The 15,792-nt window shown below is 68.2% G+C and carries 15 protein-coding genes; 10 read left to right on the top strand and 5 right to left on the bottom strand.

Translation table 11 applies throughout. The features are described 5' to 3' along the window. Positions 1-33: 33 nt before the first annotated feature. The 3 genes from WKW77_RS17420 to WKW77_RS17430 all read right to left on the bottom strand — a co-directional run bounded on the left by WKW77_RS17420 (position 34) and on the right by WKW77_RS17430 (position 3,630). Positions 34-1,680: an adenylate/guanylate cyclase domain-containing protein gene (locus tag WKW77_RS17420; protein ID WP_340358111.1), complete on the bottom strand. Its 1,647-nt coding sequence runs from the start codon at positions 1,678-1,680 to the stop codon at positions 34-36. A 94-nt stretch (positions 1,681-1,774) separates the two neighbouring features. After that, positions 1,775-2,209, bottom strand: a complete 435-nt coding sequence (locus WKW77_RS17425; protein ID WP_340358375.1) for a DoxX family protein — start codon at positions 2,207-2,209, stop codon at positions 1,775-1,777. Positions 2,210-2,400: 191 nt separating this feature from the next. Continuing rightward, the gene (locus WKW77_RS17430) at positions 2,401-3,630 is read right to left on the bottom strand and encodes an MFS transporter (RefSeq protein ID WP_340358112.1); all 1,230 of its coding nucleotides are present in this window, start codon (positions 3,628-3,630) and stop codon (positions 2,401-2,403) included. A 261-nt stretch (positions 3,631-3,891) separates the two neighbouring features. Between WKW77_RS17430 and nadB the strand changes: the two genes are divergently transcribed. The 6 genes from nadB to nadA are packed head-to-tail and all read left to right on the top strand — an operon-like array spanning position 3,892 to position 9,650. Continuing rightward, a complete protein-coding gene (gene nadB, locus WKW77_RS17435; protein WP_340358113.1) occupies positions 3,892-5,484 on the top strand; it encodes an L-aspartate oxidase in 1,593 nt (530 codons plus the stop codon). A gap of 32 nt (positions 5,485-5,516) precedes the next feature. Beyond that, entirely contained in the window at positions 5,517-5,918 is a 402-nt protein-coding gene (panD, locus tag WKW77_RS17440) for an aspartate 1-decarboxylase (protein WP_093165683.1), read from the top strand. A 5-nt stretch (positions 5,919-5,923) separates the two neighbouring features. Continuing rightward, positions 5,924-6,796, top strand: a complete 873-nt coding sequence (panB, locus tag WKW77_RS17445) for a 3-methyl-2-oxobutanoate hydroxymethyltransferase (RefSeq protein WP_340358114.1) — start codon at positions 5,924-5,926, stop codon at positions 6,794-6,796. Positions 6,797-6,806: 10 nt separating this feature from the next. Further along, a complete protein-coding gene (gene panC / locus WKW77_RS17450; RefSeq protein WP_340358115.1) occupies positions 6,807-7,634 on the top strand; it encodes a pantoate--beta-alanine ligase in 828 nt (275 codons plus the stop codon). Positions 7,635-7,662: 28 nt separating this feature from the next. Continuing rightward, on the top strand, positions 7,663-8,547 hold the full coding sequence (gene nadC, locus WKW77_RS17455; RefSeq protein WP_340358116.1) for a carboxylating nicotinate-nucleotide diphosphorylase: 885 nt from the start codon (positions 7,663-7,665) through the stop codon (positions 8,545-8,547). Next, on the top strand, positions 8,544-9,650 hold the full coding sequence (gene nadA, locus WKW77_RS17460) for a quinolinate synthase NadA (RefSeq protein WP_340358117.1): 1,107 nt from the start codon (positions 8,544-8,546) through the stop codon (positions 9,648-9,650). Before nadC ends, nadA begins: the two co-directional genes overlap by 4 nt. A 25-nt stretch (positions 9,651-9,675) precedes the next feature. Here the strand turns inward: nadA and WKW77_RS17465 are convergent, their stop codons facing one another. Together WKW77_RS17465 and WKW77_RS17470 are read right to left on the bottom strand one after the other, a co-directional pair. Continuing rightward, complete coding sequence (locus tag WKW77_RS17465) at positions 9,676-10,599, bottom strand: alpha/beta hydrolase (protein ID WP_340358118.1); 924 nt, start codon at positions 10,597-10,599, stop codon at positions 9,676-9,678. After that, positions 10,596-11,339 carry a YoaK family protein gene (locus WKW77_RS17470; protein WP_340358119.1) on the bottom strand — a complete coding sequence of 248 codons (744 nt, stop codon included), beginning with the start codon at positions 11,337-11,339 and terminating at the stop codon, positions 10,596-10,598. The genes WKW77_RS17465 and WKW77_RS17470 overlap by 4 nt, the downstream gene beginning before the upstream one ends. Before the next feature lie 209 nt (positions 11,340-11,548). Here WKW77_RS17470 and WKW77_RS17475 point away from each other — a divergent pair, with 209 nt between their 5' ends. The 4 genes from WKW77_RS17475 to WKW77_RS17490 are packed head-to-tail and all read left to right on the top strand — an operon-like array spanning position 11,549 to position 15,789. Continuing rightward, positions 11,549-12,862: an MFS transporter gene (locus tag WKW77_RS17475; RefSeq protein ID WP_340358376.1), complete on the top strand. Its 1,314-nt coding sequence runs from the start codon at positions 11,549-11,551 to the stop codon at positions 12,860-12,862. 22 nt (positions 12,863-12,884) lie between these two features. Then, positions 12,885-13,604, top strand: coding sequence for a maleate cis-trans isomerase family protein (locus tag WKW77_RS17480; RefSeq protein ID WP_340358120.1), 720 nt, complete (start codon positions 12,885-12,887; stop codon positions 13,602-13,604). Beyond that, the gene (gene hydA / locus WKW77_RS17485) at positions 13,601-15,037 is read left to right on the top strand and encodes a dihydropyrimidinase (RefSeq protein ID WP_340358121.1); all 1,437 of its coding nucleotides are present in this window, start codon (positions 13,601-13,603) and stop codon (positions 15,035-15,037) included. The genes WKW77_RS17480 and hydA overlap by 4 nt, the downstream gene beginning before the upstream one ends. Next, a complete protein-coding gene (locus WKW77_RS17490) occupies positions 15,034-15,789 on the top strand; it encodes an aspartate/glutamate racemase family protein (protein WP_340358122.1) in 756 nt (251 codons plus the stop codon). Before hydA ends, WKW77_RS17490 begins: the two co-directional genes overlap by 4 nt. The last annotated feature ends 3 nt before the right edge of the window (positions 15,790-15,792 follow it).

Genomic DNA, 15,792 nt, shown 5'->3' on the forward strand with positions numbered 1-15,792 from the left:
GCGCCGGTGGCGCGGCTCTCTGCCCTGCCTTGGTCAGATCCCTATGTCCAAGCGTCTCAACATGGGCGAATCGAGCACCAGCACGCCCAAGGGCGCCCGTCTTCCGCGCACCTGGATCTCCTGCACATCGGCATCTGAAGTGCCAATGCCCGCGCTGTGCGCAGCAAACTCCGAGATCACCAGGGTCGCGTCGTGCACCTTGGTCTGATCCTGCAGTCGGCTCGCTGTATTGACCACCTCGCCCACCGCGGTGAACGACCGCACGTCGCGGTGACCGACTTCGGCCACAGCCGCGCTCCCCGCATGAATGCCGATGCCGAAATCGAGGGACTGCCCGAAGTCTTTCTCGAAGACCGAGCTCCATGCGCGCATGCGCTCGTCGATCAGCTTCGCGGCATGGACGGCGCGGCGGCAGGCATCCTCGAGGGTTCCTTCCAGGCCGAAGATGGCCATGACGCTGTCACCGATGTACTGGTTGGCCACGCCGCCCGCCTCGTGGACCGCATCGCCGACCAGTGCGAAGTAGTGGTCCAGAACGTAGACCAGGTCGAAGGGCCACTGCTTCTCGGAGAGACCGGACCAGCGTCGCAGGTCCACGAACAGCACGGCGACTTCCCGCTCGCTGTCGAGTCTGTTGAGGCTCGCCGATCGAGCGGTCATGACCGGCGTGACCTGGAGATCACCCAGCGGCCGGAGCTGACATGCCAGTCGAATGTCCGCACCTGCCCGCACACGGGCGAGGGTGCGCTGTTCGTCGGGACCTGGAGGAGGGCAGTGCGCCGCGGGCCCGGCGACGCGGACGCGGCATGTCGAGCATCGGGCGCGGCCGCCGCAGACCGACAGATGCGCGATGCCGTGCTTCCGGCTGGCTTCGAGAACGCTCCAGCCCAATGGAACCCTGGCGGTGCGGTCCGGATAGGTGAGCGTGATCGTTCGCTGGCCCACGCGTTCCGATCTGGCTCGCCATGCGAGTGCGAGGAGGAATGCCGACAGGAAGGCCGCATACGCCCCCCGACCGGCATCGACCACCGCTTTGAGCGAAGTGGCCTCGCTCGCAGCGGGCGGGCTGATCGCGACCGGACGCGCGGCTGCTTCACGCCCCATGGACAGAACACCGAGGGCCGCCATCAGGGGCAGGACGACGGCGCCGGTCAGCAGGATCGGCTGCGCGCGACGCCATGAAGGCCGCTGCCGGAAGGCGAAGTGCAGTCCCATGCACCCGTGCGTCCAGGCCACCACCATGACGAGGATCTGCCACCAGCCATCGGGATTCCAGAGCTTTCGAAGAACTTGCGCGTACGTGACATCGAGGCCCTCCAGCGTGTACGGAGCGCGCGTCGCAGCCAGATGCGAAGCGAGCAGCAATGGCAGGGCCACGCCGAGCGCGATGCGCAGCAGCAGCGCCAAGGGCATGCGTATCGTCCGGCGCTCCCACAAGGCCGAGAAGGCCAGGGCGATATGCGCGATCGCGGCGCCGTACAGCAGGACCGTGCCCGGCCACGAATGCCAGAACGCCGCGATCCCGTGCAGGGCCGCTTCGGCAGCCTGCAGCGAAAGCAGGCCCATCGCGTGGTTGAGAAGATGCAGCGCCACATAGGCCATGAGCACGCATCCGCTCGCCCAGCGCAGATTGCGACGGGACGGACGTAACGCAGGAAGATCGTGCAGGGTGAAGATCATTCGCGCGTCAGCATAAGTCGCCGCCGCGCCAGCCGCCATCGCCTCGACCGGCGCAACGCTGGCGCGCGGCGAGGCTTGCCGGAGAACAGTCGACCTAGTTCAGGCCGCGCTGCGCGCCAGCGAGCGCGTAGCGTCCGGCACCCAGCAGCAGGATGGTCAAGGCGCCGAACAGGTACAGGCCCTGCAGTTCGAGCGCCCACCCGCCCTGGTTGGTGAGCTGGAAGAATTGGCCGGTGTGCGCCAGCAGGATGGCGATCACCATGTTGACGACCACCACGGCGGCCGCGGCACGCGTCCACAGTCCCGCGATCATCAGCACGGGGGCGAGGATCTCGCCGATGTAGACGAGATAGCCGAGCGCGCCGGGCATCCCGTGGGCGGCGAGCATCTTGACGATGAAGCCGGGGCCCGAGCCGAGCTTGAACAGGCCGTGCAGGAGCACCAGGCCCCCCACCGTGATGCGCAAGAGCAGCTTGCCGACGTCATTGCCCCAGTCGAGGGCGAGGCCCTGCGCGCGATCCGTTGCCAGTGCGGCCGGATTCCGGCTGTCTGCGAGACTTGTCAAAGGTGAACTCCTTGGGGAAAAAGACAGGGTTGGGTGCTTGATCCGGTCACGCCGCACGGGCGCTTCGGTCGAAGCAGAGGAGTTTGCCGTCCCATCCTCGCCCCGCATGTGCGTTTACGCACACCTTGGAGCATCCGGGGGGATGGGGCCGAACCTCAGCGCGCTGCGCTGCCCGCACCCGCGCGCCGCGCCGGAATCCAGTAGGCCAACGCCCCGGCCGCAGCCAGCGCGATCAGCCCGGTGACGGCGATGCCCGCCGACAGCGACAGCGTGGCCGCCAGGAACGACAGCAGCGCCGGACCGCCCGATGCGCCGATGTCCGACATCAGCCGCCACACGCCCAGGAAGTGCGCGCGCCCGTGCCTCGGCGAGTGGTCGGCGCCCAGCGTCATGATCATTCCCGACCCGATGCCGTTGCCGAATCCGATCGCCAGCGCCGCGATCAGCAGCGTCGTGAAGCCGGTGGTCAGCGGCATCAGCAGCATCGCCACGCCCATGATCACCATCGAGGGCACCGCCACCCAGCGCCGGCCCTTGTGATCCATGACCTTGCCGGCCGGATAGAACACCAGCATGTCGATGCCGCCGGCCAGGCCATAGATCAAGGAAGCCACCGCCGGCGCCAGCGCGAGGTGCTCGGCCCACAGAGGTATGACGGCCTGCCGCGACGCTCGCACCGCGCTGACCAGCACCACGCCGATGCCCACGGTGAGAAACACGCGCCAGTGGTCCTTCAGCGTGGAGGCGAGCGTTGCGGAGGCCGGGGCGCTCTGCCCGGCAGGAATCGGCGGCGCTTCCAGATCCGGGATGCGCGCGCCCACGGCCGCCGCGCCCAGGACGCCGATGATCCCGACGACGTAGGCTGCCGGGAGACCGAAGGCATGCACTGCCGCCGCCGCGAGAAAGGGCCCGGCGAACATGCCGATGCGCATCACGCCGCCGAGCGTGGACAACGCCCGCGCGCGGTACATGATGGGAACCGCTTCCGTCATGTAGCTCTGGCGCGCCAGGTTGTAGACCGCCTGCGACATGCCCACCATGAGGCAGCCCGCCGCGAACAGGCCCAGGTGCGAGGTCCACAGGCACAGGGCCATCCCGAGGGCACTCCAGATCCCTGCGACGACGATCGCCCAGCGCTCGCCCCAGCGCATCGTGATCAGCGATGCAGGGATGTTGTTGAGCAGGGAGCCGATGCTGATCAGCCCGACCACCAGTGCGGCCGTCGACACCGACGCGCCCAGGTCGCGCGCGGTGAGCGGAACGATGGGAAGGATCGCGCCTTCGCCCACGCCGAACAGCAAGGAGGGCCCGAAGGCCGGCACGGCGATCTTCCGCAGAGAAAAGGGGGTCGAGGTGGAAGAAGCGGGCGCTGGAGGGGAGGGCATGCAGGAAGGGAGATATCGGTCCGGGCGGGAAACACTCAGACCGCCGCTGCGAGCGCGAAGTGTGCTTGAAATCCGTCTCGCCTGCTCTGGAACGGGCCAGTGGCGCCCCCTTGTACGCCGCGCCCGCCTTGCGCAAAAGTGACGCACCGCCGTTTTTCGGCGGAGTCGACGTTGCCAGAATCGCGCCTTTTGCTTCGCGACACCGCCGTGCATGAAGGTGGGGCGATCCATCCAGATTCATCTTTTCCGTTCGTTCCCCTGATGGCTCTCAACCCTTCGAACGCATTCGACGTGCTGATCGTCGGAAGCGGTCTCGCCGGCCTCACGGCCGCTCTCCATCTTGCGCCCACGCATCGCGTCGCGGTGCTGACCAAGCGGACGGTGTCCGACGGTGCGAGCCAGCGGGCGCAAGGCGGCATCGCCGCGGTGCTCGATGCGAAGGACAGCATCGACAGGCACATCGACGACACGCTGGTGGCCGGTGCGGGCCTGTGCGACCTGCCGGCGACGCGCCTCGTGGTCCAAGAGTCTCCCGCATGCATCGCGTGGCTTCGCGGACTGGGCGTGCCCTTCACGCTCGAAGACGGCGACCTGCACCTGACGCGCGAAGGCGGTCATAGTCACCGGCGCATCGTGCATGCAGCGGATGCGACCGGCGCGGCGGTCCAGCGCACGCTGATCGAGGTCGCGCGGCGCACGCCCAACATCAGCTTCTTCGAGCACCACACGCTGGTCGATCTGATTCCCGCGGGAAGCGTCGGCCAAGGCGCGCCGGCTTGCGCGGGGCTCTATGCGCTCGATGAAGCCAGTGGCGAAGTCGTTGCCTTCAGTGCGCCGGAGATCGTGCTGGCCACCGGCGGCGCGGGCCGCGTCTACCTGCACACCACGAACCCCGAGACAGCCACCGGGGATGGCATCGCGGCCGCATGGCGCGCAGGCTGCCGCGTGTCGAACATGGAGTTCATCCAGTTCCATCCGACCTCGCTCTTCCATCCCGACGCGAACTCCTTCCTTATCAGCGAAGCGGTGCGCGGGGAAGGCGGCATCCTCCGGCTTCCGCCATCCGCCGGCGGCCATCGATTCATGCCGGACCATGACCCGCGCGCCGAACTCGCGCCGCGCGACGTCGTGGCGCGCGCGATCGATGCCGAAATGAAGAAGCACGGCCTGGACTGCGTGCACCTCGACATCTCGCACCAGAGCCCGGAGTTCCTGCACCACCACTTCCCGAACATCCTCGCGCGCTGTGCGCAGCACGGCGTCGACATCACGCGCGAACCCATTCCGGTGGTGCCCGCGGCGCACTACACCTGCGGCGGGGTCGTGACCGACCTTCAGGGCCGCACCGACATCGCCGGGCTCTACGCGATCGGCGAGACGGCCTGCACGGGGCTTCATGGCGCCAACAGGCTGGCGAGCAACTCGCTGGTCGAATGCATGGTGTTCGCGCGCGCCGCGGCCGAGTGCATCCAGAAGCATCCCAATGGCGCGTCGGCCGATTCGTTGCCGTGGAAGTCCGCGTCGGCGAATGCCGCCGACGCCGATGCCATCGCGGACCGCCTCGGCGACCTGCGCTGCCTGATGTGGAACTTCGTCGGCATCGTGCGCTCCGGCGCGCATCTGGAACGCGCCTCGAATCGCATCGCCAGCCTGCGGCGCGATGTGGACGCGCTCCACGCCGGTTCGAGGATCACCAGCGACCTGGTCGAGCTGCGCAACCTCGTGCAGGTGGCTCATCTCATCGTGCAGTCCGCGCAGGCGCGCCAGGAGAGCCGGGGGCTCCACTACCGCATCGATCATCCCGCGCTCGCGCCCACCGCGGCGCCGACCCTGCTCACCCCAGCGAGCGCGTGACACCGTTTTTCGACTTCAAGGCCCGTCCTCCCATGTTCCGAACCCTGCTCAAGTCCAAGATCCACCGCGCCACGGTGACCGACTGCGAACTGCACTACGAAGGCTCCTGTGCGATCGACGAAGACCTTCTCGATGCCGCGGGCCTCGCCGACAACGAACAGATCCACATCTGGAACGTGAACAACGGCGAACGCTTCGTGACCTATGCGATCCGTGCGCAGCGCGGCTCCGGGATCATCTCGGTCAACGGCTCGGCCGCGCGCCGCGCGTGCCAGGGCGACCTGCTCATCATCGCGGCGTTCGGGCTCGTGGCGGAGGAACGCGTCGCCGCGCACAAGCCCAAGCTGGTGTTCGTCGACGCAGCGAACCGCATCAAGGAAGTGCACTCGCAGGTGCCGGTGCAGACCGCCGAGACCGAAGCGTTGCCGGCCTGACGCCCATGTCGCTCTCCGACGCCAACGCGCCCTACGGCGCGCAATCCGGCGCTGCGCCTGCGCCGCGCAAGGCCGTCACGCGGTCCCGCCTCGCGGACATGCACGCACGCGGCGAGAAGATCGCGATGCTCACTGCCTACGACGCCACCTTCGCGGCCGTCGCCGATGCGGCGGGCGTCGACTGCCTGCTGGTCGGCGATTCGCTCGGGATGGTCTGCCAGGGCCTGGACAGCACCGTCGGCGTGTCGATGGAGGCGATGCGCCATCACACCGAAAGCGTCGCGCGCGGCCTGCGTCGCGTGCAGGGCGCGGCGTGGCTGATCGCCGACCTGCCCTTCGGCAGCTACCAGGAATCGCGTGAACAGGCGCTGCGCAGTGCGATGGCGCTGATGCAGGCCGGCGCGCAGATGGTGAAGCTCGAAGGCGGCGGCTGGACCATCGACACCGTGCGCTTCATCGTCGAACGCGGCGTGCCCGTGTGCGCGCACCTCGGCCTCACGCCGCAGACGGTGCATGCGCTCGGCGGCTACAGGGTGCAGGGCAGGGATGAATCATCCGCTGCCCGCCTGCAGGGCGACGCGCGTGCCTTGCAGGAGGCTGGCGCGGCGATGCTCGTGCTCGAAATGGTCCCCGCAGCGCTCTCGGCAAGGATCACGGCCGAACTCGCGCACTGCGCCACGATCGGCATCGGTGCCGGCAAAGGCACCGCAGGTCAGGTACTCGTGATGCACGACATGCTGGGCGTCAACCTCGGCAAGCCGCCGAAGTTCGTGCGCAACTTCATGACCGGCTCGGACAGCATCGAACACGCGCTGCGAGCCTATGTGCGCGCGGTCAAGGACGGCACATTTCCCGACGACGGCCTTCACGCCTGGTAGAGAGACCCTCATGCATATCGCAAGAACCATCCCCGAACTGCGCGAGATCCTGAACGGCCGGCGCCGCATCGCCTTCGTGCCGACCATGGGCAACCTGCACGACGGCCACCTGTCGCTCGTCGGGAAGGCCCGGTCGCTCGGCGACCTCACCGTCGCGAGCATCTTCGTCAACCGCCTGCAGTTCCTGCCGCACGAGGACTTCGACACCTATCCGCGCACCTGGGAGAGCGATTGCGAGAAGCTGCGCGCCGCCGGCTGCGACGTGCTCTTCGCGCCCGACGAGAAGGCGCTCTACCCGGAGCCGCAGACCTGCAAGGTGCACCCGGACCCAGCCATCGCGGACATCCTCGAAGGCCATTTCCGCCCGGGCTTCTTCATCGGCGTCTGCACGGTGGTGATGAAGCTCTTCGCGTGCGTGCAGCCACAGGTCGCGGTCTTCGGCAAGAAGGACTACCAGCAACTGATGGTGGTGCGCCACATGGTGCGCCAGTTCGCCTTGCCGATCGACGTGGTCGGCATCGAGACGCACCGCGCCGACGACGGCCTCGCGCTCTCGTCACGCAACGGCTATCTCGGCAAGGACGAGCGCGCCGAGGCCGTGCAGTTGTCGCTGACGCTGCAGTCCGTCGCAGCGGCCGTGCGCGAAGGCGAGCGCGACGTGGGCGCCATCGAGGCCCGCGCGATGGCCTCGCTGGCGGCGCGCGGCTGGAAGCCCGACTACGTGACGGTGCGCCGCCGCAGCGATCTGCAGGCCCCCGTCGCCGGCGATCCGCTGGTGGTGCTGGCCGCGGCGCGACTCGGGAATACGCGGCTGATCGACAATCTGGAGTTCGACTGAGCCGCCCGCGGCTCCCCTCACCCGAAAAATGACCAACCGCTTTTTTGATTTCTCACCGGCCAGCCTGGCCGAACTGGCCAGCGCCGATGTGCGCCGGGCCCTCCTGGAAGATGTAGGCAGCGGCGACCTGACGGCCAGCCTCGTGCCTGACGGCAAGCGTGCCATGGCCCGCGTGATCAGCCGCGAGAACGCCGTGCTGTGCGGCGCCCCCTGGGTCGAGGCGGTCTTCCAGCAGATCGATCCACGCACCCGCATCGTCTGGCATCGCGAAGAAGGCCAGCACTGCGAGCCCGGCCAGACCGTGTTCACCATCGATGGCGATGCGCGCGCACTGCTCACCGCCGAGCGCACGGCCCTGAACTTCCTGCAACTTCTCAGCGCCGTGGCCACGCGCACCGCGCAATACGTCCGGGCGGTGCAGGGCACGCGCGCGCAGATCGTCGATACGCGCAAGACGCTGCCCGGGCTTCGCCTGGCGCAGAAATACGCGGTGGGCGTGGGCGGCGGCACCAACCACCGTATCGGCCTGTACGACGCGATCCTGATCAAGGAAAACCACATCGCCGCGGCCGGCGGCGTGGCCGCGGCGCTGAAGGCGGCGGCCCAGGCAGCGCCGGGTGCGAAGTTCATCCAGATCGAGGTCGAGACTTTGGAGCAGCTGGACGACGCCTTGCGCCACGGCGCCCGCATGGTCCTGCTCGACAACATGGACCTGCCCACCCTGCGCGAAGCCGTCCGCCGCAACGAGGCCGCGGGCGATGCCCGCGCCGTGCTCGAGATCTCCGGCGGCGTCACGCTCGATGGCCTGCGCGCGCTGGCAGAGACTGGCGTGGATCGCATTTCCGTCGGCGCGCTGACCAAGGACGTGAAGGCGGTCGACTTCTCGATGCGCTTCGCGCAGGAGCAGACATGAGCGCCGTCTTCGAGGTCGAATTCGAGCAACCCGTCGGCGAGGTATGCAACACGCGCCATGCCTGGGCCCGTGTGCCGGCCGAGCCGTCGCAAGGGGAGCGCATCATGCTCAAGGAGCGCATCCGCCGCCTGCTGGCGGAGCGCAACGCGGTCATGGTGTCGCACTACTACGTGCACCCGGACCTGCAGGACCTGGCCGAAGAGACTGGCGGCCTGGTGGGCGACTCGCTCGAGATGGCGCGCTTCGGTCGCGACCACCCTGCGCGCACGCTCGTGGTGTCCGGCGTGCGCTTCATGGGCGAGACCGCCAAGATCCTCTCGCCCGACAAGCGCGTGCTGATGCCCGACCTGGGCGCCGACTGCTCGCTCGACCTCGGCTGCCCGATCGACGAGTTCACCGCGTTCTGCGACGCGCACCCCGATCGCACCGTGCTGGTCTATGCCAACACCAGCGCAGCCGTCAAGGCGCGTGCCGACTGGGTGGTCACGTCCAGTTGCGCGCTGGACGTGGTGAGCGCCCTCAAGGCTCAAGGCCAGAAGATCCTGTGGGCGCCCGACCGCCATCTGGGCGACTACATTCGCCGCGAGACCGGCGCCGACATCGTGAGCTGGCAGGGCGCCTGCATCGTGCATGACGAGTTCAAGGCGCTGGAGCTCGAACTTCTGAAGGAGCAGCACCCCGATGCCAAGGTGCTGGTGCATCCGGAGTCGGCCGCCGACGTGATCGCGCTCGCCGACGCGGTGGGCTCCACCTCCGCCATCCTGCAGGCGGCCCAGCGCATGGATGCCAAGACCTTCATCGTGGCCACCGACAACGGCATGCTGCACAAGCTGCGCACGCTCAATCCCGGCAAGACCTTCATCGAGGCGCCGACGGCCGGCAATGGCGCCACGTGCAAGAGCTGCGCGCATTGCCCCTGGATGGCGATGAATGGCCTGGTCAATGTCGCCAACGCACTGGAGACCGGCGCTGGCGAGATCCACGTGGAGCCGCAGCTTGGCGTGCGCGCCCGCGTGCCCATCGACCGCATGCTGGCCTTCACCGCCGCGCTGAAGAAGGGCGAGCCCACGGGCGCGCTGGTCGCCGGCATGGGCGCGGTGTGACCGGGTCCATGCGACGCGCTTGGCGCTAGGTCGAACGCAGCAGCTTGCGCAGCCAGGCGTCGACCACTGCGGTGGCCGGATAGTCGGCGCGGCCCAGCAGGCGGTTGATCTCCAGGTGACCGATCAAGCCCGTGCCCTCGGCGTCGATGACTTCCGCCGGGATTCCGGCCTGCGAGAGCGCCTTGGCCAGCACTTCGGATTGCGCCTTTCCGTCGGCGCGATCCACGTGGGCGATCAGGAACGGAGGCGTGCCGGGCTTCAGGTTCTGCAGGGCCGGCGAGAGGGCACGCTGGCGTGCGGGTTCGGTTCCGAACGCCTGCACGTAGGTGCCGCGGATGAAGCGGCCGGCCGAGGCAAGTTGGCGCGGAATGTCATAGCACGCACCATCCAGAGCGACGACGCCGCGAAGGTCCGACAGCGACAGGCCGGCCGCTGCCAGGTACTGCGGATCGGTCCCGACCAGCGCCGCCAGATGCGCGCCCGCGCTGTGGCCCATGAGGACGATGCGCGAGGCATCGATTCCCAGCCGGGCGGCGTGACCCCGAAGCCAGGCGACGGCCGCAGCCACATCGGCGGCCTGCTGCTCCACCGTCGCATCGGGCACCAATCGATAGTTCATCGAGGCGAATGCAAACCCCTCGCGGGTGAAATGCTCGACCTTTTGCATCCCCGTGGCGGAACGCTTGTCGCCAAGTTTCCACCCACCCCCATGGACGAAAAGAACGAGTGGCGCGGGCCTGGCACCCGCTGCCGCAGGCCAGAAGTCGAGCTTCTGCAAGGCATCGAGTCCGTAGGCATATTCGGAGCGCTCCGCGGTCGATACCTCTGACCCTTGAACCGCTCTGTCGGTCAGCGGCTCGTCCTGGGCCTGCGCGGCGAGAAGTCGGCTCGAGAAGGCTGCGAGCAGCAGGCCCGATGCGATGAGCCTGAGAATGGTGCGATCCATCATGCCTGCCCCCGAAGTTCCCGAAACAGGGGCGGTGCCGCCAGCGCGAGCAGCAGGGCCGCGAACGGCACCACGCACACATAGCCCACGTACTTGAACCCCAGCGCACCCACGGAGCCGCCGATCACGAACATGCCGATCAGGCCGCCGGCATTGCGCAGGCGCGACCGGTCGTGTCGCACTGGACGGGCGAGCATTGAGTCGCGGCGATTCCAGTAGAGCAACTTGCCGAGCTCCATGCCGAAGTCCGTGATGTTGCCGGTCATGTGCGTGGTGCGGATGCTTCCGCCCGAGGTCTTCGAGACCACCGCGTTCTGCAGGCCCATCACGAACGACAGCAGGAGCACCGTGATGGGCAGCGCGAAGGGCGTCATCCAGCTGAGGGTGCTGGCGCTTCCCAGCACCCCGAACGGCAGCAGCAGCAGCGCCTCCAGCAGCAGGGGCGGCGCGTAGACCGTGCGCAGCCGGTGCTGCCGCGCCCAGTTGACCAGGACGGCGGTGACGGCCGCGCCCGCGACGAACGCCAGGATCGCACCGGCCGCGTTCAGCACCAGCCTGGCGTTGCCCAGCACGAGCCCGTCCGCGAACTGGGAGGCGAAGCCCGTCATGTGCGAGGTGTACTGGTGCAGCACGAGGAAGCCCCCGGCATTGATGGCCCCCGCGTTGAAGGCGAGGAGGAGGCCCATCGTTCGGTTGGTCGACGGCGTGCGGTGGCGGTGGGTCAGGAGGTGGATTCGACGCATGGGGCTGTAGCGAGGACGCCCGGCCAGTATGCGGGAAATCGGCCGCCGGGGCGTCCGGATAAAGCAAGGTGCGAGCCGGACCGCCTCCGTCGGGTAGGTGCTTTCACTAACTGTCGACGATATTGTCAACAACAATGTTGACTAACGTTTTGACAGCGCCTAAATTTCGCCTCACCCACACGCAAGGAGACAAACCGATGCAACCCACCATGACGGCCGGCGCGACGGCGACCGCCGCAGCCCCCGACACCGCCCTCCAGCCCTCGAAGGTCCGCTGGAAGATCTTCCTGATGATGTTGTTCCTCATCTCGATCAACTACATCGACCGCGCCTCGCTGTCCGTGGCCATGCCGCTGATCGCGAAGGAATTCGACATCGGCCCCGCCGTGCAGGGCCTGCTGCTGAGTTCCTTCTTCTGGACCTACGCGCTCATGCAGATCCCGGGCGGCATGCTGGCCGACCGCTTCGGCCCGCGCGTCGTGATCGCCGGCGCGACGCTCGGCTGGGGCTTCTTCCAGGCCATCGCCGCTGTCTGCACCGGCTGGATTCCGCTGCTGCTGACGCGCCTGGGCCTCGGCGCTGCCGAGGCGCCGATCTATCCGGCGGGCGGCAAGCTCAACGGCATCTGGATGACACAGAACGAGCGCGGCCGAGGCGCGACCCTGCTCGACGGCGGCGCGCCGCTGGGCGCGGCGCTCGGCGCGATCCTGATCTCGGGCCTGATCGCCATGCTCGGTTCCTGGCGCCTCGCCTTCGTCATCGCGGGCGTCGGCACGGTTCTCGCGGGCCTGTTCGCGTGGAGCTACATCCGGAACCATCCGCGCGAACATCCCGGCGTCAACGACGCGGAGGCGAAGTACATCGAGGCCAGCCACGCGGCGGACGCCGCGAGCGAGCCGCAGGGCGCCAGCGGCCGCCTGCTCGACTTCCTGCGCTTCCGCTCGGTCTGGGGCATGTTCTTCGGCTGGATGTGCTTCAACGCGCTGTTCTACGGCCTGCTCACCTGGATGCCCAACTACCTCTCCAAAGTCCACGGCTTCGACATCAAGCAGATGGGCGGCGCGGTGTTCATCATGTTCTTCTCCGGCTTCGTCGGCGAGATGTTCGGCGGCTGGCTGGCCGACAAGTGGAAGGCCGCCGGCGCCTCGAACTCGAAGGTGCTGCGCACGCTCTTCGGCATCGCCTCGGTCATCGCGACGGTCGCGATCTACACGGTGTCGCAGATCACCAGCCCCGTCGCCGTGGTCGTGCTGCTGTCGGTCACGCTGTTCTTCCTGCGCTGGTGCGGCCTCTTCTGGTGCGTGCCTTCGATCCTCGGCCGCAGGGCGCATGTCGGCTTCCTCGGCGGCACCATGAACCTCGGCGGCAATGTCGCGGGCATCGGCGTGCCGATCGTGGTCGGCCTGATCGTGCAGGCGACCGGCTCCTACTTCCTGGCGCTCATGCTCTTCGCCGCGGCCGGTGCAGGTCTTTTCATCTGCTCCACGCTGCTCATCGACTACAGCAAGAAGCTTCCCGTCTAGTTCACTTTCCGAGATCCGCGAAATGTCCCAGCCAAAACGCATCGGCGTGCTGACGCCTTCCTCCAACACGGCGCTCGAGCCGTTGACCAGCGCGATGGTCGCCGGCGTGCCGGGCGTCACTGCGCACTTCTCGCGGTTCCGGGTGACCGAGATCTCGATGGGCGACAAGTCGCAGAACCAGTTCGACGAGCGCACCATCCTCGATGCGGCGAAGCTCCTGGCCGACGCGAACGTCGACGTGATCTGCTGGAGCGGCACGTCCGCCAGCTGGCTCGGCTTCGAGCGCGACCGTGCGCTGTGCGCCCGCATCACCGAGGCGACCGGCATTCCGGCGACCACGTCGGTGCTGGCCCTCAACGAGCTGCTGGCCGCGCAGGGCGCCCGCACGCTGGGGCTGGTGTCGCCCTATGTGGAAGACGTGCAGCAGCGCATCGTCGCCAACTACGCGGCGCAGGACATCGAGTGCGTCGCGGAACGCCATCTCGACCTGACGGTGAACTTCTCGTTCGCCGAAGTCGATGCGGACACCCTGCGCAGGATGATCCGCGAGGTCGCAGAGCAGAAGCCCGACGCGATCACCGTGATGTGCACCAACCTGCACGGCGCGCCGCTGGTCGACGCGTTGGAGCGCGAACTCGGCATCCCGATCTACGACTCGGTCGCCACCGTGGTGTGGAAGGCGCTGAAGATGACCGGCGTCGACACCCGGCAAGTCAAGGGCTGGGGAGGGCTTTTCAAATGAGCACTGCCACCTTCGACCTCGTGGTGCGCAATGCGCGCGTCGCCACGGCAAGCGACACCTTCGACGCCGACATCGGCATCACCGGCGGCCGGATCGTGCAACTGGGCCAGGGCCTGCCGGCGGGCCGCCGCGAGATCGACGCGGCCGGCGCGTTCGTCACGCCGGGTGGCGTCGATGCGCACTGCCACCTCGACCAGCCGATGGAAGCGCCGGTGCGCATGGCGGACGATTTCGACACCGGCACGCGCGCCGCCGCCTGCGGCGGCACCACCACCGTGATCCCGTTCGCCGCGCAGCAGAAGGGCCAGTCGCTGCGCGCGGCGGTGCGCGACTACCACGAGCGCGCCGAAGGCCGCGCGCATGTCGACCACGCCTTCCACCTGATCGTCAGCGACCCCACCGAGGACGTGCTCAAGAACGAGCTGCCGCAGTTGATCGCCGAGGGCTACACGTCGTTCAAGATCTACATGACCTACGACGACCTCAAGCTGAACGACGGCCAGATCCTCGATGTGCTCTCGGTCGCGCGCGAGCACGACGCGATGGCGATGATCCACGCCGAGAACGCCGACTGCATCGAGTGGCTGACCCGCCGTCTCGAAGCCAGCGGGCGCACCGCACCGCGCTTCCACGCACATGCCCGGCCGATGCTGGTCGAGCGCGAGGCCACGCACCGCGCCATTGCCCTGTCGGAACTCGTCGATGTGCCGATCATGATCGTGCACGTTTCCGGCAAGGAAGCTGTCGAGCAGATCCGCTGGGCGCGTTCGCACGGCCTGCATGTGTTCGCGGAAACCTGCCCGCAATACCTCTTCCTCACGGCCGAGGACCTCGGCATCGACGACAGCTACGGCGGCGCCCGCTGCGTCTGCAGCCCGCCGCCGCGCAACAAGGACAACCAGCGGGTGATCTGGAACGGTCTCGCCGACGGCCTGTTCACGATCTTCTCGTCCGACCACGCGCCGTTCCGCTACGACGCACCCGAGGGCAAGAAGCCGGGCGGCGAGGAAGTCGCGTTCCGCCACATTCCCAACGGCATCCCGGGCATCGAGACGCGCCTGCCGCTCCTGTTCTCGCATGGCGTGCTCGACGGACGCATCACCATCAACCGTTTCGTCGAGCTCACCTCGACCAATCCCGCCAAGGCCTACGGCCTGCATCCGCGCAAGGGGACCATCGCCATTGGCGCCGACGCCGACCTCGTGGTGTGGAACGCCACGCCGCGTCAGGTGCGCAATGCCGACCTGCACCATGCGGTCGACTACACGCCCTACGAGGGCATCGAGGTGAAGGCGTGGCCCGCGCTCACGCTGGCGCGCGGCGAAGTCGTATGGGACGGCCACACATTCCACCCCCGCGCCGGACGCGGGCAGTTCCTGCGCCGCGGCCGGCCCTCGCTGCTGCCGGCGCCGCAACCGCGAGGCACGAAATGAAGATCCTGCTGATCAATCCGAACACCTCCCAGAGCGTCTCCGACCTCATCGAAGCGGAGGCCCGCCGCGCCGCCGCGCCGGGAACGGAAGTCAGCGTGCTCACCGCGCCTTTCGGCGTGGCCTACATCGAGACGCGGTTCGAGTCGCTGATCGGCGCCTACGCCGCCGCCACGCTCGCTGCCGAACACTGCGACCGACACGATGCGATCGTGGTCGCGGCCTTCGGCGACCCGGGCATCGACGGCCTGCGCGAAGTGCTGGACATCCCGGTGGTCGGCCTGACCGAAGCGGCGCTGATGAGCGCCTGCCTTCTGGGCAAGCGCTTCTCGATCGTGGCGATCTCGCACCGCATCACCGCCTGGTACCGCGAATGCGTCGCCGCCAACGGCCTGAGTGACAGGCTGGCGAGCATCCGCAACCTGGACAACCCGCTGAAGGACATCGGCCGCGTTCAGGAAGACCACACCGCGCGCCTCGAGGCGCTGTGCCTGTCGGCCGTGCAGGACGACGGCGCCGACGTGATCATCATCGCGGGCGCGCCGCTCGCGGGGCTGGCGCGGTCGATCCGGGACCGCATTCCGGTGCCGGTGGTCGACGGCGTGTCGAGCGCCGTCTGCCATGCGCAGACGCTTGTCTCGCTGGGCACGCTCCCCGCGCGGCAGGGCAGCTTCGCGCCGCCGCCGGTCAAGCCCAACCATGGCCTGCCCGAGGGCATCGCGCGCCTGCTCGCCCGGGACCGCACATCGCGATGAGCC

The organism is Variovorax ureilyticus (assembly GCF_037889935.1).
Taxonomy (GTDB): domain Bacteria; phylum Pseudomonadota; class Gammaproteobacteria; order Burkholderiales; family Burkholderiaceae_C; genus Variovorax; species Variovorax ureilyticus.